27 protein-coding genes are annotated in these 24,924 nt (G+C 55.1%); 5 read left to right on the top strand and 22 right to left on the bottom strand.

The features are described 5' to 3' along the window. The first annotated feature begins 16 nt into the window (after window positions 1-16). Together AOP6_RS06310 and AOP6_RS06305 are read left to right on the top strand one after the other, a co-directional pair. Window positions 17-538, top strand: coding sequence for a hypothetical protein (locus AOP6_RS06310; protein WP_155875766.1), 522 nt, complete (start codon window positions 17-19; stop codon window positions 536-538). Between the two features lie 16 nt (window positions 539-554). Next, window positions 555-1,517 carry a cation diffusion facilitator family transporter gene (locus tag AOP6_RS06305; RefSeq protein ID WP_155875764.1) on the top strand — a complete coding sequence of 321 codons (963 nt, stop codon included), beginning with the start codon at window positions 555-557 and terminating at the stop codon, window positions 1,515-1,517. Between the two features lie 44 nt (window positions 1,518-1,561). Here AOP6_RS06305 and AOP6_RS06300 read toward each other — a convergent pair whose 3' ends face one another. The 8 genes from AOP6_RS06300 to AOP6_RS06265 form a co-directional block, all read right to left on the bottom strand. Then, entirely contained in the window at window positions 1,562-3,574 is a 2,013-nt protein-coding gene (locus AOP6_RS06300; protein WP_155875762.1) for a methyl-accepting chemotaxis protein, read from the bottom strand. Between the two features lie 86 nt (window positions 3,575-3,660). Then, window positions 3,661-4,749: a 6-phosphofructokinase gene (locus tag AOP6_RS06295; RefSeq protein ID WP_155875760.1), complete on the bottom strand. Its 1,089-nt coding sequence runs from the start codon at window positions 4,747-4,749 to the stop codon at window positions 3,661-3,663. Between the two features lie 47 nt (window positions 4,750-4,796). Further along, window positions 4,797-5,783: an ROK family protein gene (locus tag AOP6_RS06290; RefSeq protein WP_155875758.1), complete on the bottom strand. Its 987-nt coding sequence runs from the start codon at window positions 5,781-5,783 to the stop codon at window positions 4,797-4,799. Further along, complete coding sequence (locus AOP6_RS06285; protein WP_155875756.1) at window positions 5,780-6,187, bottom strand: biopolymer transporter ExbD; 408 nt, start codon at window positions 6,185-6,187, stop codon at window positions 5,780-5,782. The genes AOP6_RS06290 and AOP6_RS06285 overlap by 4 nt, the downstream gene beginning before the upstream one ends. 4 nt (window positions 6,188-6,191) lie before the next feature. Continuing rightward, window positions 6,192-6,791, bottom strand: a complete 600-nt coding sequence (locus tag AOP6_RS06280) for a MotA/TolQ/ExbB proton channel family protein (RefSeq protein ID WP_155875754.1) — start codon at window positions 6,789-6,791, stop codon at window positions 6,192-6,194. Window positions 6,792-6,881: 90 nt separating this feature from the next. Continuing rightward, window positions 6,882-7,187, bottom strand: coding sequence for a LapA family protein (locus AOP6_RS06275; RefSeq protein WP_155875752.1), 306 nt, complete (start codon window positions 7,185-7,187; stop codon window positions 6,882-6,884). After that, the gene (locus AOP6_RS06270) at window positions 7,184-7,672 is read right to left on the bottom strand and encodes an HIT domain-containing protein (protein WP_155875749.1); all 489 of its coding nucleotides are present in this window, start codon (window positions 7,670-7,672) and stop codon (window positions 7,184-7,186) included. Before AOP6_RS06270 ends, AOP6_RS06275 begins: the two co-directional genes overlap by 4 nt. A 19-nt stretch (window positions 7,673-7,691) precedes the next feature. Continuing rightward, on the bottom strand, window positions 7,692-8,183 hold the full coding sequence (locus AOP6_RS06265) for a YfcE family phosphodiesterase (RefSeq protein WP_225897368.1): 492 nt from the start codon (window positions 8,181-8,183) through the stop codon (window positions 7,692-7,694). Window positions 8,184-8,708: 525 nt separating this feature from the next. On the opposite strand from AOP6_RS06265, the gene AOP6_RS15395 reads away from it, so the two are divergent. After that, window positions 8,709-10,970, top strand: a complete 2,262-nt coding sequence (locus AOP6_RS15395; RefSeq protein WP_155875745.1) for an NADP-dependent malic enzyme — start codon at window positions 8,709-8,711, stop codon at window positions 10,968-10,970. Window positions 10,971-11,098: 128 nt separating this feature from the next. Further along, window positions 11,099-12,487 (top strand): threonine synthase, encoded by a 1,389-nt coding sequence (gene thrC, locus AOP6_RS06255; RefSeq protein WP_155875743.1) that lies wholly within the window; start codon window positions 11,099-11,101, stop codon window positions 12,485-12,487. A gap of 97 nt (window positions 12,488-12,584) precedes the next feature. Here the strand turns inward: thrC and glnA are convergent, their stop codons facing one another. The 10 genes from glnA to AOP6_RS06205 all read right to left on the bottom strand — a co-directional run bounded on the left by glnA (window position 12,585) and on the right by AOP6_RS06205 (window position 20,400). Then, the gene (gene glnA, locus AOP6_RS06250; protein WP_155875741.1) at window positions 12,585-13,994 is read right to left on the bottom strand and encodes a type I glutamate--ammonia ligase; all 1,410 of its coding nucleotides are present in this window, start codon (window positions 13,992-13,994) and stop codon (window positions 12,585-12,587) included. 70 nt (window positions 13,995-14,064) lie between these two features. Next, the gene (locus AOP6_RS06245) at window positions 14,065-14,403 is read right to left on the bottom strand and encodes a P-II family nitrogen regulator (RefSeq protein ID WP_155875739.1); all 339 of its coding nucleotides are present in this window, start codon (window positions 14,401-14,403) and stop codon (window positions 14,065-14,067) included. 232 nt (window positions 14,404-14,635) lie between these two features. Then, entirely contained in the window at window positions 14,636-15,229 is a 594-nt protein-coding gene (locus tag AOP6_RS06240; RefSeq protein ID WP_155875738.1) for an NUDIX domain-containing protein, read from the bottom strand. Between the two features lie 15 nt (window positions 15,230-15,244). After that, a complete protein-coding gene (locus AOP6_RS06235; RefSeq protein ID WP_155875737.1) occupies window positions 15,245-15,775 on the bottom strand; it encodes a DUF2148 domain-containing protein in 531 nt (176 codons plus the stop codon). Further along, window positions 15,769-16,467: a 3'-5' exonuclease gene (locus AOP6_RS06230; RefSeq protein ID WP_155875736.1), complete on the bottom strand. Its 699-nt coding sequence runs from the start codon at window positions 16,465-16,467 to the stop codon at window positions 15,769-15,771. Before AOP6_RS06230 ends, AOP6_RS06235 begins: the two co-directional genes overlap by 7 nt. Window positions 16,468-16,682: 215 nt before the next feature. Further along, window positions 16,683-17,714: a DUF3187 family protein gene (locus tag AOP6_RS06225; RefSeq protein WP_155875735.1), complete on the bottom strand. Its 1,032-nt coding sequence runs from the start codon at window positions 17,712-17,714 to the stop codon at window positions 16,683-16,685. A gap of 11 nt (window positions 17,715-17,725) precedes the next feature. Further along, window positions 17,726-18,163: a nucleoside recognition domain-containing protein gene (locus tag AOP6_RS06220; protein ID WP_155875734.1), complete on the bottom strand. Its 438-nt coding sequence runs from the start codon at window positions 18,161-18,163 to the stop codon at window positions 17,726-17,728. Further along, entirely contained in the window at window positions 18,163-18,627 is a 465-nt protein-coding gene (locus tag AOP6_RS06215; RefSeq protein WP_213194796.1) for a nucleoside recognition domain-containing protein, read from the bottom strand. Before AOP6_RS06215 ends, AOP6_RS06220 begins: the two co-directional genes overlap by 1 nt. Beyond that, window positions 18,624-19,574: a signal peptide peptidase SppA gene (sppA, locus tag AOP6_RS06210; protein WP_213194795.1), complete on the bottom strand. Its 951-nt coding sequence runs from the start codon at window positions 19,572-19,574 to the stop codon at window positions 18,624-18,626. Before sppA ends, AOP6_RS06215 begins: the two co-directional genes overlap by 4 nt. A gap of 13 nt (window positions 19,575-19,587) precedes the next feature. Next, entirely contained in the window at window positions 19,588-20,400 is an 813-nt protein-coding gene (locus AOP6_RS06205; RefSeq protein WP_155875731.1) for a ZIP family metal transporter, read from the bottom strand. A gap of 29 nt (window positions 20,401-20,429) precedes the next feature. Between AOP6_RS06205 and AOP6_RS06200 the strand changes: the two genes are divergently transcribed. Further along, the gene (locus AOP6_RS06200; RefSeq protein WP_213194794.1) at window positions 20,430-21,200 is read left to right on the top strand and encodes a UDP-2,3-diacylglucosamine diphosphatase; all 771 of its coding nucleotides are present in this window, start codon (window positions 20,430-20,432) and stop codon (window positions 21,198-21,200) included. Here AOP6_RS06200 and AOP6_RS06195 read toward each other — a convergent pair. The 4 genes from AOP6_RS06195 to AOP6_RS06180 form a co-directional block, all read right to left on the bottom strand. Continuing rightward, complete coding sequence (locus AOP6_RS06195) at window positions 21,197-22,573, bottom strand: YhjD/YihY/BrkB family envelope integrity protein (protein WP_155875729.1); 1,377 nt, start codon at window positions 22,571-22,573, stop codon at window positions 21,197-21,199. The two genes, AOP6_RS06200 and AOP6_RS06195, sit on opposite strands and share 4 nt — an antisense overlap. A gap of 73 nt (window positions 22,574-22,646) precedes the next feature. Further along, on the bottom strand, window positions 22,647-22,961 hold the full coding sequence (locus AOP6_RS06190) for a YtxH domain-containing protein (RefSeq protein WP_155875728.1): 315 nt from the start codon (window positions 22,959-22,961) through the stop codon (window positions 22,647-22,649). A 2-nt stretch (window positions 22,962-22,963) separates the two neighbouring features. Next, the gene (locus tag AOP6_RS06185; RefSeq protein WP_155875727.1) at window positions 22,964-23,365 is read right to left on the bottom strand and encodes a DUF948 domain-containing protein; all 402 of its coding nucleotides are present in this window, start codon (window positions 23,363-23,365) and stop codon (window positions 22,964-22,966) included. 134 nt (window positions 23,366-23,499) lie between these two features. Further along, window positions 23,500-24,924 carry a pitrilysin family protein gene (locus AOP6_RS06180; protein WP_155875726.1) on the bottom strand — a complete coding sequence of 475 codons (1,425 nt, stop codon included), beginning with the start codon at window positions 24,922-24,924 and terminating at the stop codon, window positions 23,500-23,502.

The raw sequence follows: 24,924 nt of genomic DNA, 5'->3' as shown, positions 1-24,924 counted from the left end.
AGCCAAGGAGATTATTATGACGCAAACAGACCACACGGCTGCGGCCGATCACCTTTTCACCCCCGAAAATTTCAACGTCAACAGCCTGCAGGATGAAATACGCCTTAACGACCTCATCGACCGGTTATTGAAACTTTTTTACCTCGATTTGATCGAGCAGCAGTCCCAGAGCCCTGAAGAGGCCAGTGAAAAAGCCTACGCAGCCTCCTACTTCCTGAAGGACTTCGTCATCGACCATTGCCGCGAGAATATTTTCCACCTGCGTCTGAACCGCGTGCGGCAATTTGCCGGCAACTGGTACATCGTCCGCAACCTGGAGCCCAACATGGTGGAGCTTGCGTCTCTTCTGCAGGGGATACAGGCCTTTTACCGCTACCTGGCCACTGCGGGCCAAATCAGTGCCGAACTGGCGGCTGCCATCGACAAAGACTGCGAAAACCTGGACTACTACCGTGAGCGTATCGAAAGCTTCTGGGCCATTGAGAAAGACGGCTTTTTCTCCTGGGAGGCGGCCTGCCCTCTGAAAGACAACCCCTGACCCCGTGAGTCCAACCATGTCTTCTGCCCGTGCCAAAGTTACCGCAGCCCGTATCTCGATCGCCATGGCCAGCGGTCTGGCTGCCTTGAAGTTGGCCACCGGCCTGGCCACGGGATCGATGGCCGTACTTTCCTCGGCCATCGATTCACTTCTCGATATTCTGATGTCCGGCGTCAACCTGTTCGCCATCAGCCGCGCTGTCCAACCGGCGGACAAGTGTCATCCCTTCGGCCATGGCAAATATGAGACCCTGGCTACGATCATCCAGTCCATGGTCATAGCTGCAAGTGGGGGCTGGATCATCTATGAATCGGTCCACCGTCTCATGGAGGGGCCTGAGCTGGTCCACTTGAACCAGGGGATCATCGTACTGGTCATCAGTGCCATCGCCTCCTGGTGGGTCAGCCGTTATCTGCGGCGGGTGGCCAAGAAGACGGACTCTTCGGCTCTTGAGGCTGATTCGCTGCACTTCAGCATGGACGTCTACACAAACAGTGCCCTGATCGTGGGGCTGGTGGTGATTTCCTTCGTGAATATCACCTGGCTTGACCCGGCACTGTCCATCCTGGTGGCCCTGTATATCCTCTTTGAAGCGGTGCGTCTCGTTCGTCATGGTCTGCGCGACGTCCTCGATGAAGAATTGCCTGAGCCCATCCGCAGGGAAATTACCGACCTCATTGACGCCCACCGAAAAATTCTGCTCGACTATCACAATCTGCGTACGCGTCGGGCCGGTTCGCAGAAAATCATCGATTTTCACCTGACGGTCTGCAAGCACCTCTCCGTGGAAGAAGCCCATGCCATTGCCGACCACCTGGAGAAGCGCATCCAGGAAGACATTCCTGGAGCGGACGTTACCATTCACATCGATCCCTGCCAGCAGGAAAACTGCCCGGGGATGGAAGCCTGCCCCGCCGACAAAACCCGTCTGGAAGACCATATCCTCGAAGAGACCCACAAACAAAAAGAGACCCCCTGAAGAGGCCTCTTTTTCGTGTTTTAAAGAATTTAATAAGCCAGACGTTAAGTGCCCTTACTGCCGATGCGGCGGAGCCGTTCAAGGCTTTCGATAACCTCGCGACTTCCTTTCTGGCGCTCCTCGATGGCGGAAAAAATGCGGCCGGCAATATTACTAACGGAACCGACGGCTGTTTCAATATCCTTGGTGTGCGTTTTCTGGCGGTCGGTGGCCTCGGCCATTTCGTCGGCCATGGTCTTGATTTCTTCAATGGACTGGGCGATGCTGCGCGTTCCCTGTGACTGCTCTTTGGAAGCCTGGGATATATGGGCCGCCATCTCACCGAGACGCTCGATGGATCCGGTCACGAAATCGGCACTTTTGGAGACCTCCTCCGTGGCCTTGCGGATCTCCCGGCTCATGTCCATGGCCAGCGAGGCGCTGTCGAGAATCTGGTTGAGCGCCTCTTCAACATGTTCGCCCTGGGCGATGCCATCCTGCACCAGTTGACGCGTGGTCTCGGCCTGCCGTCCCGTTTCCTGCGAATACTTCTGAATTTCCTCAATGATATAGGAAATGACACCTGTCGATTGGGCCGTTTCCTGGGAGAGCTTGCGCACCTCTTCGGCGACAACGGCAAAGGAATGGCCATGCTCGCCGGCCTGGGCGGCAATAATCGAAGCGTTCAGCGCAAGGAGATTGGTCTTCTGGGATATTTCCGTGATGACCTCGTTGATACTGCCGACCTCCTCCCCTTTCTGACAGAGGCGCCGTATACTTTCGACGGTGCCTTCTACCGCTTCGGAAATACCGTGCAGTCCGTACTGGGCGTTGGCTACGGCCTCGGCACCTTTTTCTGCCTGTTCCTTGACTGTCTGGGACATTTCATGGGAGCGGACACCGTTTTCCTGCACCGAGCGAATGGTAGATGAGATCTCTGTCATGGTTGATATGGATTTATCCATAAAATCGGTGAGCTGCGAGATGTTCTGGACAACCTCGTCAATGGAGACGGCAATCTCATTGGCCGCCGAGCGGGTTGTCGTCACCGCGCCCTGAACCACATCGGCACCATGGGAAATTTCAACTGTCGCTTCCGCATTGGACTCCGCCGCCCTTCGCAGGGCGAAATCGAGGCGACCGTATTCCTGCCGATATTTGAGCAACTCCTGAAAGGTGGTCTCCAGTTCACCGGTCAGAGTGTCAACCGCCTCAAGCAGGTCGATCTTGGTGATGGTGGACGCCACCTGATCGGCAAACAGCTTCACCGTGTCGACATCCGTATCGTCGATATGTTTGCGATTTATTTTGTTGTCAACGCCAAAGAGTCCAACCACCTGGTCACGCACGACAATGGGACAAAGGATAAACCGACGCGAACGAAGTTGCGCGATCTTATCGTAAGGAGATTGCAGATGGTAGTCAGCGCCCAGCCGGGTGATATCGTCGATCAGAAAAAGCCTGTTTTCACTGACCACCTTGTAGAGGGCGCCTGCCCGCACGTCCAGAGGGAGCGTGATACCGGAAACATCATCCCCCCCGCAGCCGCGGCTGGCAATAAATTCGAGGACCTGGCGATCACGATTAACCATGAGAATGTTGACCCGGTCATAGCCAAGGATGTCGTGCAGGCCATCGGCGGCCAGCTTCAGAACCTCGCGGACATCGAGGGATTTCTGAATGTGGTTGCTGATGGAATGAAAGTTTTTGATGCTGTTGTCCAACTCGCGGAATTTTCGCTCGAACTCTGCTTTCTGTCGGGCAATCACCGTGTTGAGCTCATCGAGGTGAAGAGCCCTTTCGTGAATCCTCTGCGAGGTCTTCCCCAGGTAAAAGCCGAAGACACCGAGCACTAAAGCCGTACCGAGCCCCATGTAGGCATACAGCAGCCGTCCCTCTTCCGAGCCGAGAAAGGGCCCGACAATCTGTTGCCATAAAGTCTGTTCCGGGTTCCAGAATAGAATAAGTCGCAGAAGTATCCAGCCCAGAGGCGCCAGAATTCCGAGGGCAAATCCCCCGGTGGCGTAAACCCTGCTGCGATTGAGCTCTTTTTCTGCCGGTACTGCCGTCGTTGCCAAAGCGGCCCCCTTTGTTCCCTAATGTGTCGCCGTACCATCATAGTGTCATAAAGTAGCGATTTTAAACGGCTGCGGTCAAGAATTATCTATCGACCCATCATGACGCCAAGGTCTTCGGCAGCCCTGACCAGATCGCCCGCGGGGTCGACAAGATTCAGGGCCCCGACCGCCTCCTCGATATTCACGGCGACAACCGACCGTCCCTTCAGGGCCACCATCTTGCCAAAACCGCCCTGTTCAATAAGCTCCACGGCTTTGACGCCAAAACGTGAACTCAGGATCCGATCGAAGGAGGAGGGGGTGCCGCCTCGCTGAACGTGGCCGAGCACAACCACGCGGACTTCCATCTCCAGGCATTCGCGAATGCGCTGGCTCACATAGTGCCCGACCCCGCCGAGACGTTCGACGCCGAGATTCTGTTCGGCACTGAGTTGCGTGACCTTGTCTCCCCCGGCGGGGAAGGCTCCTTCAGCCACAACGACAATGGAAAAACGACTACCGGCATCGCTGCGCTGCTGAATGGCCCGACATACCCTGTCCATATCAAAAGGGATTTCCGGAATGAGAATCACGTCAGCGCTGCCGGCAAGCCCTGATTCGAGCGCTATCCAGCCGGCATCGCGTCCCATGACTTCGACTACCATGACACGGCTGTGACTCTCCGCCGTTGTATGCAGACGGTCGAGGGCCTCCGTCACGATGCCCACCGCCGTGTTGTAGCCGAAGGTGACATCCGTACCACGCAGATCGTTATCGATGGTCTTGGGAACGCCGACCACAGGAATCCCTCTTTCATTAAGGGCTCGGGCGATTTTAAGGGTACCGTCCCCACCGACAGCGATGAGAGCGTCAGCGCCTATGGCCTTGAAATTCTGGATAACTTCATCGGACACATCGACCAGGGTCGTCTTGCCGTCTATCTCGCGAGGGTACTGAAAAGGATTGCCCCGGTTGCTCGTGCCGAGAATGGTTCCTCCCCGGGGTAGAATGCCGCGCACGGAAGCAAGATCGAGGGTCCGAAAACATGGCTCCCCCACCAAGCCATCAAATCCATCTTCAATACCCAAAACTTTCCAGCCATGCTTGAGAATCGCTGAGCGCACAACGCCGCGAATGACGGCATTGAGACCCGGGCAATCGCCGCCACCGGTCAGGATAGCAATAGTTTTACTCATAAAGGCTCTCCATGCATGAGGTCAGGAAGAACAAGCTCCCAAGAGATTCAGATTCCTCCGGCATTACCGGAATGCAACAGACGGTCCCAGGCCATACGTGCCGCACCGATCATCCCCGCCTGGTCTTGCAGAATGCCCTGGACGATCGTCAGGCGTCGGACGGGAATAGCAAAGCCGCGTATTTTCAATTCGGCGTCAAGGGAGGGTCGCATCAAGTCGAGACTGGCGCTGGCACCTCCAGTGATGATCACCCCGTCGATGTTGAGAAGATTGGCGACAGCCGCCAAAGCCTGCCCGAGGCGGCGCCCTCCTTCCGCGAACGCGGCGAGGGCGGCGGCATCTCCCTGACGGGCGGCAGCGGCTACGTTCTGACTGGTCAGTTGGGAGATTTCAGCAGAGGAAAACCGACTCGGAACCCCTCTATCGATAGCTTCGAGAGCGTTTAGAACCAGGCCCGTTGCCGAGCTGTACTGTTCAAGACACCCTCGGCTGCCACAGCCGCAGGGGCGTCCTTCTGGTTCCACCATAATATGGCCAACCTCGCCGGCGGCGCCATCTGCCCCTTCCCAGAGACGGCCGTTCAGAACAAGCCCTCCCCCTACCCCGGTTCCGAGAGTCATCGTAAGACTGGAAGAAAACTGACGTCCGGCCCCCAGCTGGGCTTCTCCCACGGCAATGGCATTGGCGTCATTCATGACAAGTGCGGGGAGGTTCAGGACAGCCTGCAGGTGTTCGGCAAAGGACAAACCGTTGAGCTGAGGAAGATTGGGAGAGATTTCGATCACGCCATCGGCCGAAATGACGCCAGGAGCGCCAACACCTATGGCGACGACAGCTCTGTCCATCTCCCCCGCCCGACGAATCATTTCATGACAGAGCCCTTCGACTCGTTGCAGAAAAACGGTCCGACCCGAAGAAGCCTCCGTCGGCATACGCTCTTCCTGAAAGGTCTGCCCTTCAGGTTCCACCAGTGCCATACGGCAATTGGTACCACCGAGGTCGACGCCAAGGAGAAGCGGTGGGGCCCCCATCATGATTTGGGGCTTTCTGTCGCAATGGCCAGCTTTTTAAAGCCCGCCTTGCGTGCCTCGTCCATCAGTTCGACGACGCGGCCATGAAAAGCTTCCTTATCCGCCAGCAGCACAAAGGTTGTTTCGGCAGCTTCCTCACCAAAAGCCTGCAGACGCTGCCGGAACTGAACCATGCTTACCTTCTGGTCGCCAATGGCAATGGCTCCATCTCGCGCGACATAGACCTTGATCTCTTCCGGCTCCTTCATCTCAGCCTGCGACGAGGACTCGGGGAGGTCGACGGTTAAACCCGGTGTCTCAACGAAGGTGGTTGAAATCATGAAGAAGATAAGAAGCAGAAAGACCACGTCCACCATCGGCGTCAGATCCACCCGGGGGTCTTCCTTCTTTTTACGCAAAAAAGCCATCTGGTTATTCTCCCAGAAGGTCGACAAGGTGCAGTGAATGCATCTCCATTTCCAGCGCCAGCCGATCTGCCTTTCCTGTCAAATATTTGTGAAAGAGGATGACGGGAATGGCCACGGTCAAACCGGCCGCAGTGGTTATCAACGCTTCTGAAATGCCCCCACCAAGCGTCGCCGGGGTTCCGACACCCTGCACGGCAATAACCGTAAAGGCGCGGATCATTCCTAAAACCGTCCCCAACAGACCAAGCAGCGGCGAAATGGTGGCGATAGTGCCCAGCAGACCCAGATAGCGTTCGAAAGGAGCGGTTTCACGGGCGCCGACCTCCACCACCACGGTTTTTATGTGTTCGCGCGGCCGGCCAGCCGCCCGCAAAGCGGCGATAAAGATACGGGACAGCGGCGTACCTGCTTGCTGGCAGACCACCAGGGCTTCGTCGATACGATTGTTGCGAGCCAGGTCTTGGACATCCCGCACCAGGGTATCAGTATCACGATGTACCTGAAGAAAATACCAGAGTTTCATCAGGAAAATAGCGAGTGCCAGCACCGAGCCCAGCAGAATGGGATACATCAACGGCCCACCCTTTTGAAATATTTCCAGCATGAATCCTACAATCCTTTCTTGATCAGCATGTCTTCAACCAGGCGGCGATACCGCGCGCAGGGCGCATTATGGGTGATTCCAAGCCAAAAATCAATTTACCTCCGATGGAGGAACAGAATAAGCCCCGTCCGCAGATGTTTTCGAATCCGCCTGCAGCGCTGCCAGTTCTTTGCGAGCCTGAGTCGCTTCCCGGCGCAGACGGATCATCTCCAGGGACGCCAGCAGCAATCCCAAAAGGAAACCCAAAGCGAAAATGAACAGCACAATGAGGAACAAGGGGATTTCGGGCGTTTCGAAGCCAATAAAGGCCACCTGGACCATTTGCGTATTGTTCAGGCTGAAGACAAAAAGCGCGACCAGCACGACAATCAGAAGAAAGATCTTGAAAGACTTCATGACGTCCTCCTTTCAAAATGAACAGCCAGCTTTTCATAGGTCGCCTGAATGTGCTGGGGAATGACGCGGACATCAGCGAATACGGGCATAAAATTGGTATCGCCGCTCCAGCGTGGCACGATATGCATATGAAGGTGGTCAGCGATACCGGCACCGGCAACCTGGCCGATATTCATGCCCACATTGAACCCCTGCGGACAGAAACTGTCGACCAATACACTGCGAGCCAGCACGATCAACTGATGCATTTCGAGAGCCTCGGCATCGCTGAGGCTCTCGAGACAACAGGTGTGCCGATAGGGCGAGACCATCAGGTGCCCGTTGGTGTAAGGGAACTTGTTCATGATGATAAAGCAGTGTTCACCCCGGTGCAGAACCAAGCGCTGGCGATCGTGGGTGCGGTCTTCATCGAGGCAAAGAACGCACCCCGGAGATACCTCGCCATAAATATATTCCATGCGCCAGGGTGCCCATAGTTTTTCCATGGTTTCCTCCCTTCGAGCGTCAGTCGACAGACAAAATGTGACCGCGGATGTCCTCATCGAGCTCTAGAATACCGACCGAATGAAACGGGGCTCCACGACGATCGGTCGGACTTCCGGGGTTAAAAAGGAGCAGGCCGTTTTGATGGTGGTTGACCCAATGGTGGCTGTGTCCGTAAACCAGGCAATCGAGGTCTTCGTCGGCGAATTCGGCCATGACCCGCTCTTCCAGACCGAGGACCGCTCCCCAGCCGTGAATAAGGCCGATGCGAAAGCCTCCTGCTTCAACAATCCGCCTGATGGGAACTCCGGCTTGAGAAGGATCCATATTCCCCTGAACAAGATACAAGGGTATCTCTTCAAAGGCAATCAGCGAATCGGGGTGAACCACATCGCCTGCGTGAAGAATCAGGTCGACATCTTTAAATTCCCTTTGCAGCAGTTTTTCCAGAAAAACAGAGCCGTCTTCGGGACTCAAAAAATGAGTATCAGACAAAACGCCTATTCTAAGCATAAGATTTTTTCTCAAATAGAAAGAAGTCTGAACGGGGTTAACATTTCCAGGGTAGAGACCTTGAATGAACTGATTTGACATTCTTACTCCTGCAGAAAGACCCATGTCAATAATAGCGCAGGATTTTCGTTGGGGACAGGCTGGACTGGCCAAAAACAGCCAGTCAGGTTGTTATTTGACGTGTCTGCCTGGACCAAAAAGAGATGACAGAATGACGCCAATCCTTGACCATGTTGATTCGGGGTGTATTTTTGTGGAGAGGCTCAAAAAAAGACTTGGCACTGCCATTGCTATCTGACCGCGCATCTAATTTAAACACGGTTATGTTCCCGCCACCAAGAGACAGTTTGCGCTTGACAAGACACCGGGGGCTGGCTATGGTTCATTTTAATCTAGCTAAAGGCACTCACCCCGCAATTTGCTTCTTTTTCATAGCAATTTCGGACAAATAAGATAAGAGAAGCTGTTCCAAAAAAGGTATTTTTTAGCAAAACTAAAAAACTATTTTACAGGAAGGAAAAAACCATGTCCAAACGGCAAGACGCGCTGGATTATCATAGCACCGGGCGCAAAGGCAAAATCGAAGTCATCACTACCAAACCCTGCGCCACCAGTCGCGACCTTTCCCTTGCCTACAGTCCCGGGGTGGCGGAACCCTGCCTTGAGATTGAAAAAAACCCCAATGATGCCTACAAGTATACGGCGAAAGGGAACCTGGTCGCTGTCGTCTCCAACGGGACGGCTGTTCTTGGTCTGGGGGATATCGGCGCCCTGGCCGGCAAACCCGTCATGGAGGGGAAAGGCGTTCTCTTCAAGCGTTTTGCCGATGTCGACGTCTTCGACATCGAACTCGACACCAAAGACCCCGACGAAATCATCCGCACCGTCAAGCTGCTGGAGCCGACCTTCGGGGGCATCAACCTGGAGGACATCAAGGGCCCTGAATGCTTCTACATTGAAGAAGAACTTCAGAAGATCATGAATATCCCGGTCTTTCACGATGACCAGCACGGCACCGCCATCATTGCCAACGCGGGCCTGCTCAATGCCCTGGAGGTTATCGGGAAAAAAATCGAGGATGTGCGCATCGTGGTCAACGGCGCCGGCGCCGCCGGCATCGCTTGCGCCAACATGGCCCTCACCCTGGGCGCCAAAATAGAAAACATGTACCTTTGCGACAGTAAAGGTGTCATCTACAAGGGACGCACCAGTGGCATGAACGAATACAAGGAGCGCCTCGCCAACGATACGGAGATGCGCACCCTGGACGAAGCCATGAATGGCGCCGATGTCTTTTTCGGTGTTTCCGTCAAAGGGGCCGTCACCCCCGAAATGGTCGCCTCCATGGCCAAGGACCCCATCATTTTCGCCATGGCCAACCCGGATCCCGAGATTACCCCCGATGAAGCCAAGGCCGTGCGTGATGACGTCATCATCGGCACCGGCCGCAGCGACTACAACAACCAGGTCAATAACGTCCTCTGCTTCCCCTTCCTCTTCCGTGGGGCACTCGACACCCATGCCAGCGCCATCAACGCCGAAATGAAAATGGCGGCGGTCAAGGCGCTGGCCGGTCTGGCCAAACAGGATGTTCCTGATTCGGTACGCAAAGCCTACGGCAATGTCGAAATCAAATTCGGCCGCGAGTACCTCATCCCCAAGCCCTTCGACCCCCGTGTGCTTCTGCATGTCGCTCCCGCCGTCGCCCAAGCGGCCGTGGACAGCGGCGTCGCCCGCCGTCCGATTGACAACATGGAGCGCTATCGCGAATCCCTTGAGGCCCTGCAGGGACGTTCCAAGGAGATCATGCGCGTTCTTATCAACAAGGCCAAAGCCAACCCGAAGCGCATTGTCTTTCCCGAAGGCGAAGACGAAAAAGTGCTGCGTGCCGCCCAGATTCTTCTCGATGAGCGCATTGCCATTCCCATCCTGCTCGGTTTCAAGGATGAGATTGATGCCAAAATCAAGGAACTCGGTCTCGATCTTGGCAACATCGAGATCATCAACACCATGCGCTCGGACAAGACGGATGCCTACACCGAAAAGCTCTTCCAGGATCGTCAGCGCAAAGGGGTGACCTTGGCCGAGGCATCTCGCCTGATCAAGAAAAACCGCAACTACTATGGCTCCATGATGGTGAAGAATGGCGATGCTGACGCCCTCCTCTCCGGCGTCAGCCATCACTATCCCGACGTTATCCGACCCGCTCTTGAAGTCATTGGCAAGCAGGAGGGCCTGTCGAAAGTTCACGGTCTGTACATGATGGTCTTCAAAAAAGAGGTCGTCTTCTGCGCCGACACCACGGTCACCATCGAACCGACCGCGGAAGAGCTGGCGGAAACGGCCATCCTGACAGCACACAAGGCCCGCTACTTTGAAGTAGAGCCGCGCATCGCCATGCTCTCCTTTTCCAACTTTGGCAGCACCGAGCATCCTCTCTCCCTGAAAGTAAAACGGGCCACCGCCCTGGTACAGGAATGGGCCCCGGACCTGGTTATTGACGGGGAAATCCAGGCCAATGTCGCTCTTGATCCCGATCTGGTCGCCCGCCAGTATCCCTTCTCCCGGCTCAAGGGCAATGCCAATGTCATGATCTTTCCCGATCTGCAGTCCGGCAATATTGCCTACAAATTGCTGGCCAAACTCGGCGGAGCGGAAGCGGTCGGTCCCATCCTCATGGGCATGAAAAAGCCCGTGCACGTTCTGCAGCGAGGTGATGATGTCGCCGACATCGTCAACATGGCCGCCGTCGCCGTGGTCGACGCCCAGGAAGCCTCGGGCTCCTGACACTAGTCGGACCATCTGTCAAACACCGAAGGAGGGGCACTTTTGCCCCTCCTTTTTCTTCTTTTCTTCCCTCCGACCATCGTTCCTGTTAAGATATCCCGACTTTTTTAAACGGAGAGATGAAAAACATGCGCTACCTGAGCACTCGCGGCAAAGTCCGCAACCTGACCTTTAAAGAGGCCGTCATGATGGGGCTGGCCGATGATGGCGGTCTTTTGCTCCCTGAATCGATCCCCGCTCTGACCCCGGGGGATATCGCCGCGTTGTCCAAACTGGCCTATCCCGAACTCGCCTTCCAGATTTTATCCCGATTCGTTGGCGACATCCCTGCGGCTGACCTGAAGGATCTCATCGACCGCTCCTACCAGAGTTTCACCCATCCGGACGTGACGCCCGTTGTTCACAAAGACGGCGTCTACATCCTCGAACTCTTTCATGGCCCCACCCTGGCCTTCAAGGATGTCGCCCTGCAGTTTCTCGGCAATCTGTTCGAGTACCTGCTTAAAGAGAGCGGCCAAAAGATGAACATCCTGGGAGCGACCTCCGGCGACACCGGCAGCGCCGCCATTTATGGCGTGCGTGGCAAGGAGAACATCAACATCTTCATCCTGCACCCCCACGGCAAGGTCTCCCCGATCCAGGAACTGCAGATGACCACCGTGGTCGATCCCAATGTGTTCAACCTGGCCATTCGGGGAACCTTTGACGATGGCCAGGGCATCGTCAAGGAAGCCTTTGGTGACCTGGCTTTCAAGGAAAAGCATGCCCTGGGGGCGGTAAACTCGATCAACTGGGCGCGCGTGCTGGCGCAGGTCGTCTACTATTTCTACGCCTGGGGCCGTGTCTCCGCAGAGACAGGGTGCAAGGAAATCTATTTCAGCGTGCCCACCGGCAATTTCGGGGATATTTTTGCCGGCTACATCGCCCGCCGCATGGGACTTCCCATCCGGCGCCTGATTCTAGCCACCAACGAAAATAACATCCTTTGCCGTTTCGTTCGCGACGGCGACTACAGCGTCGGGCCTGTTGCCCAGACCTACTCACCCTCCATGGATATTCAGCTGGCCAGCAATTTCGAGCGCTACCTCTTCTATCTCTATGGACAAGACAGCACCCGTGTGACCGAGGCCATGGAAACATTGCGCACAACCGGGCGCCTTGCCTTCAGTGACAAAGAGAGAGAGCAGGTCTCCAACGACTTTCTGGCTTTGACGGTAGACAGCAACGACACCCTGGGCACGATTCGGGACTTTCATCAGGCCACGGGTTATACCCTCGACCCGCACACCGCCGTTGGGGTGAAGGCAGGACGCGAATTGGCCGGAGGAGACTACCCTGTCGTCTGCCTGGCCACCGCCCACCCGGCCAAGTTCGGTGATGCGGTACAAAAAAGCATCGGCAGTGATCCCGAACGGCCGGGCCCCCTCGAAGGGATTGAATCCCGTGAAAAACGCTGTGTCGTTATTGATGCCGACGTCAAAGCGGTCAAGGATTTCCTGCAGAAACACGCCATTTAAAGGGTACGGATCTTTTTCTCGCCAAGCCTGAACACAGAAACGCCCCTGGTCACGATGGACCAGGGGCGTTTCTGCTTCGAGATTTAACCCTTCAAAATCAGCAGTCGTAGTAGAGGGCAAATTCCAGGGGCACGGGACGCATGCGAACAGCGTTGACCTCCGCCTCGGTTTTATACTCGATCCACTTTTCGATGACATCTTCCGTGAAGACATCCCCTTTGAGCAGAAAGGCGTGATCCTCTTTCAGATAGCGCAGTGCTTCCTCAAGGGTGCCGGCGACATTGGGGATATCCTTGAGTTCTTCAGGAGACAGACCGTAGATGTCCTTGTCGAGGGGATCGCCCGGATCGATTTTATTTTCGATGCCGTCAAGACCGGCCATGAGCATGGCCGAAAAGGCCAGGTAGCCGTTGCAGGACGGATCGGGGGTACGGTATTCGATGCGCTTCGACTTGGGATTGCTGGTAACAGGAATCCGCAGGGAAGCCGAGCGGTTGCGATTGGAATAAGCCAGGTTGACCGGCGCTTCGTAGCCGGGGACCAGACGCTTGTAGGAGTTGGTGCTGGGATTGGTGAAAGCACACAAAGCCTTGGCGTGCTTCATGATGCCACCGAGGTAGTACATGGCTATTTTGGAGAGGCCACCGTAACCGTCGCCGGCAAAGAGGTTGACGCCATCCTTCCACAAAGACTGATGGCAGTGCATCCCCGAACCGTTATCGCCAAAAATGGGCTTGGGCATGAAGGTAACGGTTTTGCCGTTGCGGTAGGCCACGTTTTTAATGATGTACTTGAACCATTGCAGGGTATCGCCCATGTGTAGCAGGGAATCGAAACGCATGTCGATTTCGCACTGACCACCGGAAGCGACCTCATGATGTGAGGCCTCGATACGCATGCCGACGCTCTGCAGTACCTGTACCATCTCGTTACGCACGTCAATGAGAGAATCGGTGGGCGCAACCGGGAAATACCCGCCCTTGTGAGCCGGTTTATAGCCAAGGTTAGGGTATTCCTCGCGACCGGTGTTCCAGGCACCTTCTATGGAATCAACGCAGTAGAAGGCCTGGTTGGCGCTGGAAGAGAAACGCACGTCGTCAAAAACGAAAAACTCAGGCTCGGGACCGAAATAGGCCGTGTCGGCAATCCCCGTCGACTTCAGGTAGGCTTCCGCCTTGCGGGCGATGAAACGGGGATCGCGGGTGTAGCCTTCCTTGGTGATGGGATCATAGATATTGCAGATGATGCTGAGCGTCGCAATTTCAGGAAACGGGTCGATTTTAGCCGTGGTCGGATCGGGAATGAGCGTCATGTCACTGTTATGAATCGGCTGCCATCCGCGGATCGAAGACCCATCAAAACCAAGACCTTCCTCGAAAACCTCCTCACCGAACTCACTGATCGGGGTCGTGAAGTGTTGCCAGATCCCTACGAAATCGAGGAACTTGTAATCAACCATTTCGACTTTGTTCTCTGTCGCAAACGCGACAACTTCTCTTGGTGTCATTCTTAATCTCCTTTGACGGGTGTTATACGTTCGGCCTGTAAAATGAGTTCACGGAACAGGAAGAAATTAACTAGAGTGCCTCGTCACCACGCTCTCCGGTACGAATGCGGACGACCTCATCAACGGGCGTGACAAAAATCTTGCCGTCGCCAATGCGACCGGTTCTGGCCGCCTCCGCGATGACATCCACCACCTGGGCCACCATGTCATCCTTCACAATGATCTCCATCTTGATCTTGGGAATAAAATCGACAACATACTCGGCGCCACGGTACAACTCCGTATGGCCCTTCTGACGGCCGAAGCCTTTGACCTCGCTGACCGTAATCCCCTGAATACCGATTTCATTGAGCGCTTCTTTTACTTCATCGAGTTTAAAAGGCTTGATAATCGCCTCAACTTTCCTCATCGCAGTAACCTCCCAGGATTATGTGGCCCTGTCGGGCCAGTAAGTCACGGCTGCCGGCACAAACATAACCGGCTTTCCACAAAACAATAGCAAATTGCCTGCCTAATTCCATCAATGCCGAACAAATTTTTAACTCACTGGAATGCCTAGCCTTTTTAATCAAGCACAGAAAAGACCTATCGACTTGGCTTCAGGTGCTGGCGATCTTTTAATCACACCTGCGACCCGTTGATTAATTATTGATCAAATCCTTCAGAAGATCCGGGAAACTGTCACCGGCGCAAAAAGCGACAGGACGATCCGAGGCGATGGGTAAACGTCGCCACCAGTCCTTGAACAAGGTCCATTCCTCCTCGAAATTGGGGGTGAATTGCCCCCTCCCCAGGACAGCGTCAATTTCAGCACCTGACCAGAAACGCACCTCCTCGATTTCTTCCAAGGGAAACGTCAGTTCGCCATCATAGCAGGTCAGATAGGTAGCCACATTCTCCGATTCGATGTCATTGCGGATCTTGGAAGAATAGAGATACGTCAGAGGGATACCCGTGATCCCAAGTTCCTCTTTCATTTCGCGTAGAGCAGCCTCTCGATAACTCTCACCGGGATCGAGATGACCGCCGACACTGGTATCCCATTTACCTGGCTGAATATCCTTGGTTCGCGCCCTTTTCTGGAGCAGCAGGCTGCCGGCAGGGTTGAACACCAGCACATGGGCCACCCGGTGGATGAGGCTCGGGTCGCCGTGACAACATGAACGCGGCGCCTGACCGATCACCTGATCGTTCTCGTCCACAATATCGAATATTTCGCTCTTTTTTTCAGTCACAGCCTCCCCTGCCTTTTACTTGCGGTCAAAGAAAGGGCTCTTGCCGGAAACAGACAGGGGAATGCCGTAAGCGATGGCAACTTCGGGGCCCAGAAGCTTCATCTCGACCGCCGCCTTGCCGGCCGAATACATGATGCGGTTGTCAATGCGCATATCGGCTGCCCGGCTTACGGCAGACCCGACGGCAATACCGAGGTCCCCGCTGTTGAAAGAGCAGGTTCCGCCCGCCTTGACCATGGTGGCGCAGTCGGCAAAACCACAGAAACCGCAATGCGGCAATCCCATGGCCTCCTTGCGGGTGCCCAACAGCACCAGCACAGGAGACTGTTCAAGATTGCCGGCATCACGGGCAAAAAAAGACACGGAATCGCGCTCGGCAATTTCGACCATCTTTCGTTGCAAGGCCGTCTTGTCCTCGCCCGCAAGAATAGCCGATACCAGTAGATCCTTGCCCCTTCCCTTGGGTGCCGTCCTGGCGGCGATGCAGATCATCTGCGCCGCCTGCAGAATCCCCTTTTCTTCCGTTTCTCTGTTCATCATCAACATGGTGATTCTCCTGTTCGCAGGGTCTTGGTAAAGATGAGCCCCGGCGCGTTTTTGTGATCAGAGTCAGCGTCGCCTGCGGCCGACTCCAAAAATTCAGACACTCTTTTGATTTTGACCTTTCCCAATTCCTGCATAAGGGAAAAAGGAACCATCCTGAGACCGCAACGGTTGCGGATATCTTCCATCATCCTTAGCCAGAGATGCGCGGTCATTTCGGCATCGGCCAGGGCACGATGAAAATTACCGACGGGCAAAGTCCGGTAATGAACCAGAGTGGCCAGTTTGTGGTTGGGGGCCTCGGGGTAAATCCGCCGAGCCACCAGCAGGGAGCAGGCGTATTCGGATGGTAAAGGCAGTCCGGCCCGTCTGAACTCGGCTTCCAGAAAGCGCCGGTCGAAAGACGCATTATGGGCGATCAGCGGACAGTCCCCCAAAAAACGGTGAAAATCCCGCATCACCTCAACGGGAGAAGGAGCATCCCTGAGCATGGCGTTGGTGATCCCGGTGTAATCTTCAATAAAGGGACTGACCCGCATACCGGGATGCATGAGACTTTGAAAACGGTCTACGATACGACCGGAATCAATCCGTACGGCGCCGACTTCAATGGCCCGATCTCCACGATCCGGGGCCATGCCAGTCGTTTCAAAATCGAGTACCACGACGGAAAAATCTTTCCCTTTGGCGCTCATCGATCGTTCATCTCCCTGCAAAACGGTCATTGATCAATATTTTTATCAGTTTTTGCCTGATAACAGTAGAAGAATCCGGCCATTTTTTCCGAAAAACAAAACAAAGGAGGCATACCTTAGAAAAGACAGGTTCGTATCAGCATAGGGGATTGAGGGGACCTGTGTATCGGGTACTATCCGGCCTTGACCATGCCGTCTCCGCGAACAGCTTTATTCTAGAACGGGTAGGTCCAGCCGAGATGAATTCCGAAATCGGGACTGTTATCCATACTGACGATATTCTGGATGATGGCGAATTCGAAAGTCCCCCGCCGTGGAGCGCTGTATTTGACCCCGAAGTGTATCTCGTGGCTCGGTTCGTCAAGACCGCTGATGTCCTTGATGGCTGCCTCCTGCACCATATACTGGCCCAGAAAGGTCCATCGTGGTGAATATTCGTAGCCAAAAGAGAGCAACCCACCGGCCTGCTGATTTTCCATGCGGATAGGAGTGAACCCATTAAAGTCTCCTGCCACGGTGAGATCGAAGATCGTATAGGAAAATATCAGGTGGGTATACCAACGTTCGCTGAAACGTTTACCGAAACCGAGCGAAAACCCGTAATCCACGGGATGGTTATTCTTGAACGCCTTACCGTTATCGAGGCCATAACGGACAGAGCCTGACATGTTGATAGCTGGAAGCCAGCGGCTTCCGGCAAAGGCGTCATATTTAAGCATGAGACTAAGGCCGCTGTTATTGAAGACGTCGGCGTCTGATTCTTCGGACGCGATATCCGTGCGAACGACCCGGCTCTGCCCCTTGGGCACCTCGTCGCGCCCATTCTGATCAATGCCGAAGAGATCGTGAAAGCCCTGGATAAAGCCATCGAGAACCCCACCATAATAGGCGCGATTATCATAGCCGGCAGCCAGTTCGAGACGTTGACTGAAACCGTAGCCAATAATGGCCTGGACATCGGCCATTTCGTAATCCATGGCATAGGAGCTCTCCTGGGCCCAGACATTGGAGAGAGTTGCCGTCAATAAAAGCTGCCAGCCTGGCCTGATGGTGCCCGCCGGCTGGAAGGGGGTTACCATGCGCAGGCTCTGCATGGGAGACTGGGAGCGTAGATTGAAGATGCCACTGCCGCCGTTGTCGCTGGCCGTGGCAACACCTGCAGAGCCCAAGACAGTGAGTATCGAAGCGCTTAATAAAACTCGATGAATGAACGGGCGCAGACAGGTCATCTCATCGTTCTTTTTCAAAAAGGTTTCTGTCAGTCGTTTCGCAGTTTCCACAGCCTCGCCAGCAGAGCGGTCAGGGCAACGGCAATCAATACCCTGACCCCGAGCATGATCCAGGCATCGCCGCCTATAACCACAAAAATGAGCGTATCTTCCACGACCGCGTGGCAGGTGGCGAGAAACAGTCCCATCAGAAAGAGCTCCCGCTTGGGCAGTTTCTTTTCCTGCGCCACCCGGATGATGATGCCGGCGCCGTAGGCAATACCGAGGAAAATGCCGGTAAAAAGGGGAACGGCGGCATCCCTCGTCAACCCCATGCCGCGCATAAGAGGATCCACGGCACGTCCCGCGCGGCGAAAGATGGGCATATAGCGGAGCACCTCAAAGAGCGTCACCAGGGGAACGATAATGATGACCAATTTAAGGGCCAGTTTCAGGGCACCCAGCACGGCCGGGACAAGAGCTTCCATCACCAGCCTCCAAGGGTGTGCAGACCCTGCATCGCAAGGCCGACGAGCATGGCAATGAGCAGGCGGCAGGCGGTGAGGACGCCACCCCGAGCACCCGTGGAGCCAAGAACAGCCCCTTCGAGCAGCAGATTGTGGGCAATCCCCATCATCAACCCACACTGGGTAACCTGCCAGGGGGTCAAATCCAAGGGAGCCATGATGGCAATCGCCGCATAGAGGTTAAGCAGAAAGGCGGCTACAAAGGCAAAAGCGGCTTCGCCAGGCAATCCAAAAAGCTTCATCAGCGGGGCGAACCAGCTGCCGATGATTTCAACCACAGCCGTGCCCTTGAGCAGGTCGACAGCCACATACAGGGGTAGAACAAATTTCAGGAGTTTGAAAGTCGTCTGGAAACCGCCTTTGAGACCGACACGAATCCGGACAGAAATCCTGGGGATGTTTTCGTCTGCGGTGGCATGGCTCACGGGGCCACCTGGTATCGGAAAGAAGGACCTGTCATTTCCTCAGCAATTCCCTCCAGGCGCATCATCGTATGCAACACGGGGTTGGAGGCGGCATAGATACTGCCGGCCCTGGCGCCGGGACGGCGGTAGATAATGACCCTGGCCTTTTCCACGCCCGCCAGTTGGGAGACCCGTTCTACAGCCTCATCGAAATAACCGAGAGAATCGACCAGGCGAAGGGCCTGGGCGGGCTTCGCATCGAACAGGGTGCCTTTTGCAACCTGCTTCAAGGTACAATCCTTGATGCCGCGGCGTGCCGCTACCAGGTCGATGAATCTCTGATGCAGACGGTCGGTGATCCCCTGCATCAGGGCGGCCTCTTCAGGGCTGCTGGCCCGCAGTGGTGACCAGAAGTCCTTATATTCGCCACTCTTGACGCTATCGTCGGCGATTCCCCACTTTTCCAGCAGCCCGGCCAGGTTGAATTTGAGGGCCACCACGCCTACGCCCCCGACCACGGAGGTGGGATGAACGATGATTTCATCGGCGGCAAGGGCCACATAGTAGCCACCCGAAAGTGCCTTATCGAGGACGAGGGCGACAATAGGTAATTGTCGTTCTCGTCCGAAACGGGAAATTTCGTGGTAGAGGATATCGCTCGCCGTGACCGACCCGCCGGAACTGTCGATACGCAGAAGCAGCCCGATAATGTTTTTGTCCTTGCGGGCAAGATCCAGTTCTTCCCGCATCCGGGACAACACAGGATCACGCTTGCTAAAAAAGTCGGGTCCCAGACGGTCCATAACCAGGATACCGCTGATATCGACCACCAGAATTTTTGCGCGACCCTCCCCTAGGACCACATGCTCTTTGAGGGGCGCCGCACCTGGAGCCAGCAGTCCTTTGACCGTAATACAGCCTGTCAGCAAAAGACAGAGACCCAGAAGCAGGACTGTTTTTTTCATCATATCTCTTCCCACATCACCCCAGAGCGACATCAAGAATCATCATCACGGTAAACCCCAGCATAACGCCCATAGTGGCGGCATCGGCATGATTGCCGCTCTGAGACTCAGGAATCACCTCCTCAACGACGACAAAAATCATGGCGCCGGCGGCAAAGGACAAGGCATAGGGCAGGATAGGCTGGGAAATCATCACGGTGGCGGCGCCGATCACTCCGGCAAAGACCTCGACCATGCCAGAAAACTGGCCTGCCATAAAACTTTTAAAACGGGAAACCCCTTCTCGCCGCAAGGGGACTGATACCGCCATCCCTTCGGGGAAATTCTGAATGGCGATGCCGATGGCAAGCGCCATGGCGGCCGGGGCTGTCGCCGAGGGGAGCCCGGCGGCAACAGCGCCGAAGGCCACCCCTACCGCCAGTCCTTCCGGAATGTTATGCAGGGTGACGGCCAGCACAAAAAGAGTGCTGCGTCGCCACTTGGTGGTGATCCCTTCAGCCTCGCTTCTTGGCAGAAAGAGGTGCAGATGCGGCAGAAACTTGTCGACCAGACGCAAAAAAAAGCCCCCGGCCAAAAAACCCACTGCGGCAGGAACCCAGGGCACGCTCCCCTGACTTTCCGCCATTTCAAGGGCCGGAGCCAGCAGGGACCAGTAGCTGGCGGCGATCATGACCCCGGCCGCGAAGCCGAGCATGATATCGAGCATTTTCCGGCTGGGCTGACGGCTGAAAAAAACCGCGCTGGCACCTAGGGATGTCACCAGCCAGGTCATGCACGTAGCCAGAAAGGCCTGCATCACGGGATGAAGAGTATAAAATGTCTCGATCATTTCTTCCCTCGATAAAAGGCGACACGTCGATGGAACCAGATCCTTGCAGGCCGCTTGACTTTGCTTTTCACGCTCACTATAGTCGCCCCATGAAAGATATCTTCCTCGCCGATGCCCACCTGTTAAACCCCGCTGACAGCAACTATCAGCGCCTTCTCCATTTTCTCGAATCGGAGGGAGCGGGGATACGCACCCTCTATCTTCTTGGCGATATCTTTGAGTTCTGGGTTGGCTACCGGAGCGTGGTATTTTCCCCTTATGTACCGCTGCTTGAAGCCTTGCGACGATTGCGCGGCCAGGGGGTGGAAATCGTTTATGTCGAAGGGAATCACGATTTCAACCTCGGTCCCTATTTCAGGAATGAACTCAGCTGTCACATTCTCCCCGACGGCGGTTCCATCACCATTGACGGCATAAAAGTCTATATTGGCCACGGCGACCTGGTCAATCAGGAGGACAAGGGATACCGGCTGCTGAGGCGTTTTCTTCGTAGCCGCTTTCTCACCTTTCTCATGGCCATCGTACCACCCGACCTGACCTGGGCTATCTCACGCTGGGGCAGCCGTCGCAGCAAAGAACGTCGGGGCGGCAAACAAGGCCATCATCTGCCCGAACAGGCGCTGCGCCGCCATGCGAATCACCTATTCGTTGAAGGCCACCAAGCGGTCATCACGGGTCATTTCCACACACCCCTGTTCGATTCTTCCGCCGAGGGCACTCTTATCGCCTTAGGGGACTGGATCACCCAGTACAGCTATGCCGTTTATGAAGATGGCGCCTTTTCCCTGCGTACTTTTTAAGTAGCCGCAGCTTCCTTCTCCGTTTTTTCACCGTCATTATCCGCGAGACGATTCACCAGGTCTTGCAAGGTAACACCCTGAAGAGCGTCTATTTCTGTCGTTTTAATCTGATTTTCCAAATCGCGCACAAGCTGCCTCTCGGACGAAGATGGCATCCTTTCGTATCGAATCCCTTCATCTTCAAGGGCTTTAAGGATATCGGCAACTTTCAGGGTTTCAGGCGAACGTCCCGGCTGATAAACCAGGGGTTCCCGCTCGTCTCCTCCCTTGCTCAGAAGCCCCAGATGCACCAGACGGCTGAGGACGCTGTCCGCCAAGCGTGGCGGCAAGCCCAGTTCCAGGGCAAAATCTTCCAGCGTCCAGGCCGGTTTTCCCTGATAAAATCTTTTGGCCACCAGCAGCAGGATGACCAGCGCGATATGCTGCCGGCAGGCATAACTTACCTGTTCTGCCCGCACATCGCTCGGAACCAACCGCAGATGCTGCCAGGCATAGGTCACTTCGAGACCAAGCAGGACAATGAGCCAACTTATATAGATCCAGACCATGAGGATAGGCAGCGCCGCCATCGTCCCATAAATGGCGTTGTAGCGAGCCATGCCGATCTGAAATTCCACATACGCCCACTGAGCTAGTTGCCAGAGGGTTCCGCCAAAGACGCCACCGATGATAGCCGCCGTGTAGCTGACCTTGCCGTTAGGCATGAAGAGATAAAGAACTGTAAAAACAATCCACATGCCTACATAGGGGACAAATTTCAGGAAGAACAGAAAGGTCTGCCAGACATAAGGCAAGGCTTCTATTTTGGCGCCAAAGGTTTCACTCTGCAGAGTAGACGTAATGGAAATGGCGGCAATAACCAGCAGGGGTCCAATAGTGAGCACCGAAAAGTAGTCAGAGAACCGGCGGATGAGAGGGCGGGTTTCCTGAACACCCCAGATATGATTAAAACTTTTTTCGATGTTGGTCATCAGGGTGGTAACGGTAACCAACAGCGCTAGAAGGCCGACCATCCCTAGACGGCCGACATGGGTATTATTGATGTAGGTGATAACCTGGGATACGATATCTTCGGAACCGACGGCCAGATTTTGCAGAATAATCGGCTCAAGGGTGTTCTGCACCCCCAGACCTTTAAGCAGGGCGAACATGAGGGCCAGCAGCGGCACCAGGGAAAGGAGAGTGGTGTAAGTCAGCGCGGAGGCTCGTATGAGACAGCCATCGGCGAAGAAATCATGAAACACCAGGGCGGCGACTCTGGCCGGGTTGACCAGAAACTTCTTTTGGCGCCCCACCCATTTCTCGTCAATTTCAAGATTGCCCGTCTTGGCAAAACGTACCAGACGTTCGAGCTTTTCCTTCCATTCTGTCATGCGCTACCCCTTGCACCTCAGATTCCGGACACCAAAAAGCCCACATCAGCGTGGGCTTTTTGGTCGATTCACCTCAAGCCTCTTTCTTTTTGGCCTTCTCGGCCTCCATGGCCTGTTTGCCGGCCTCAATGGCCGCCTGGATCAAATCTTTTTTCTCGTTTAACAGTTCGCGGCCTTCGTCAACGACACCTTTCAGGCGGCCCTCAGCCTCATCGGTGAGTTCCTTCATCCTGTCCAGCGTTTCGTCACTGAGATCCCGTATTTTTCCACGCGTCTCGCTACCGGACCGAGGAGCCGTCAACAGAGCAATCCCCCCACCGATAGCAGCCCCCATAACAAATGCCAGAAAAACGGATCCAGCACCACAACCTCTGTAATCATCTGCCATGATCAGTCACCTCCTTTGTTCTTGTTCATTTCCCGAAGCAGCACCTTGCTGGCGGCTCGAATGCCCAGCCAGATTCCAGCTGCATTCCCCATATAGCGACCCACGTCATGCTGAAGGAAATGGTTGACGCGGTGAATCGAGTCACCGACCTCCCCTACCGACTGCATCAGACCTTCAACCTGTTCTACACCCTGTTCGGCCTTGGCTGAAGCCCTGTTGATACGTTCAGACGCCTCCCGCAGTTCACGCAGCATGGGCAGAACATCCCGCTGGGCCAGAGCAATAAATTCATCGATCTGCCGCGCTGTTTTTTTTGTCTGAATCATCATTGGGATTAAAAAAGCGACAAGGAGAACAGCCGCAACAACGACAATCAAGGCAAGGATATCAATTTCAACCGTCATAAAGCCTCCAACAAAGGACAAATCAGGGGAACCTTGGCCTGGAACAATTAGAGCATACCTTGGCCTTTTTGCAATAAAATGAGTTGCTTATCTCAAAAATAAGCCAGGTGAGAACTAGAGACAGTCAACACCGTTCAAGGGTCAGAGACCGTCGGGATATACTGCACAGGCCGTTTCAGCGCCTTGCCTATCTCGAAAAAATCTTCACCCATACCCACCAGAACAATAGCCTGAGAATCGGGGTGCAAATACCGATTGGCGGCCGCTTGGACATCCGCGATCGTCACCTCGGCCACCTTGTCCCGATACGTTTCCAGATAACCGGCTGGGTAGTCGTAAAAATCGAGGCGCATGGTCTGAGTGACGACCTCATGGGTATCGGTAAAAGCGAAGACAAAGGAGTTGATGAGACTCTCTTTGGCCAGACGCAGCTCTTCTTCGCTTACCGGTTCCTGTCGCATGCGTTCCATATGGGCAAGCATCAGCTGCACCACTTCCAGCGTGGAGCTGCTTTTGGTTTCACTACCGGCTACAAAGGGGCCGGGAAGTTTTCTGCCGATCTGGTAATAGGAATAAACGGAATAGGCCAGACCCCGGTTGGAACGGATTTCCCGCATGAGTCGGGCGTTGAAACCGCCACCGCCGAGAATATAGTTCATGACACGGGCAGCCTGCAGATCGGGAGCCGACTTTTCAAGACCAACCTCTCCCAGCAGAATGGTCGTCTGGGGGATATCCTTGGCAGCCACCCACAGAGCCGGCGCCGCAGACTCCGGTACGGCGGGAACAGCCTGGGGAACGAAATCATCATCCGCCCATTGGCCAAAGAGGGTCTCCAGACGGTTCAACAGCTGCGCGCGATCGAAATCACCGGAGATGGCCAGCCAGAGATTGCCGGGTTTGAAGTATGTTCGGTGAAAATCGAGCAGATCCTGACGCTCTATAGCCTGCAGGCTTTTCTCCTCGGGGTGTGTCCCCAGGGGATGCCCGGGATAAAGGGCGGCCATTAGGGCCCTTTGCGCCAGAGAGCCCGGCATGTCATCCTGGCGGCGAAGACCTTCCAGGGCCTGTTTGCGGGAAATTTCGAGACGTTCCGGATCAAAGCGGGGGGCCAGAAGGAGCTGGGCGAAAAGTTCCAGGCCCTTGTCGAAGTCTTTGGCCGGCACCGACAGATGCAAAGTGGTGTCATAGGTGGATGCCGCCACCGACAGATCCGCGGCGAGAAACTCAAGAGATTCCTCGAAAGGGTCAGGTGGATAATCCCCAGCCCCCCCCGTCCGCAGGGCGGCGGCGAAGAGATCCCCCAGCCCGACTTTGTCCCCGGGATCTCCGATTCTGCCCGCCCCAACCATGGCCGTAACATCGACCAGCGGCAACTCAGGGTCTTCTTTCAGATAAAGCCGGATGCCATTGGGCAGAGTCAGCTGCTCGACGTCCGGCACCTGAAACCTCAGAGGCGCAAAAGAAAGCTGCCGGGGATCGACCACCTTTTCTGACGGAAGACAGGCGTTAACCCCGAACGCCAGCAGAACCAGAAGACAAACCTTTATCCACTTCAT

Origin of the sequence: Desulfuromonas sp. AOP6 (assembly GCF_009731355.2) — a bacterium.
GTDB lineage: Bacteria > Desulfobacterota > Desulfuromonadia > Desulfuromonadales > SZUA-540 > SZUA-540.
The sequence above is the reverse complement of the archived record's forward strand: the minus strand, read 5'-3'. Positions and strand labels throughout refer to the sequence as shown.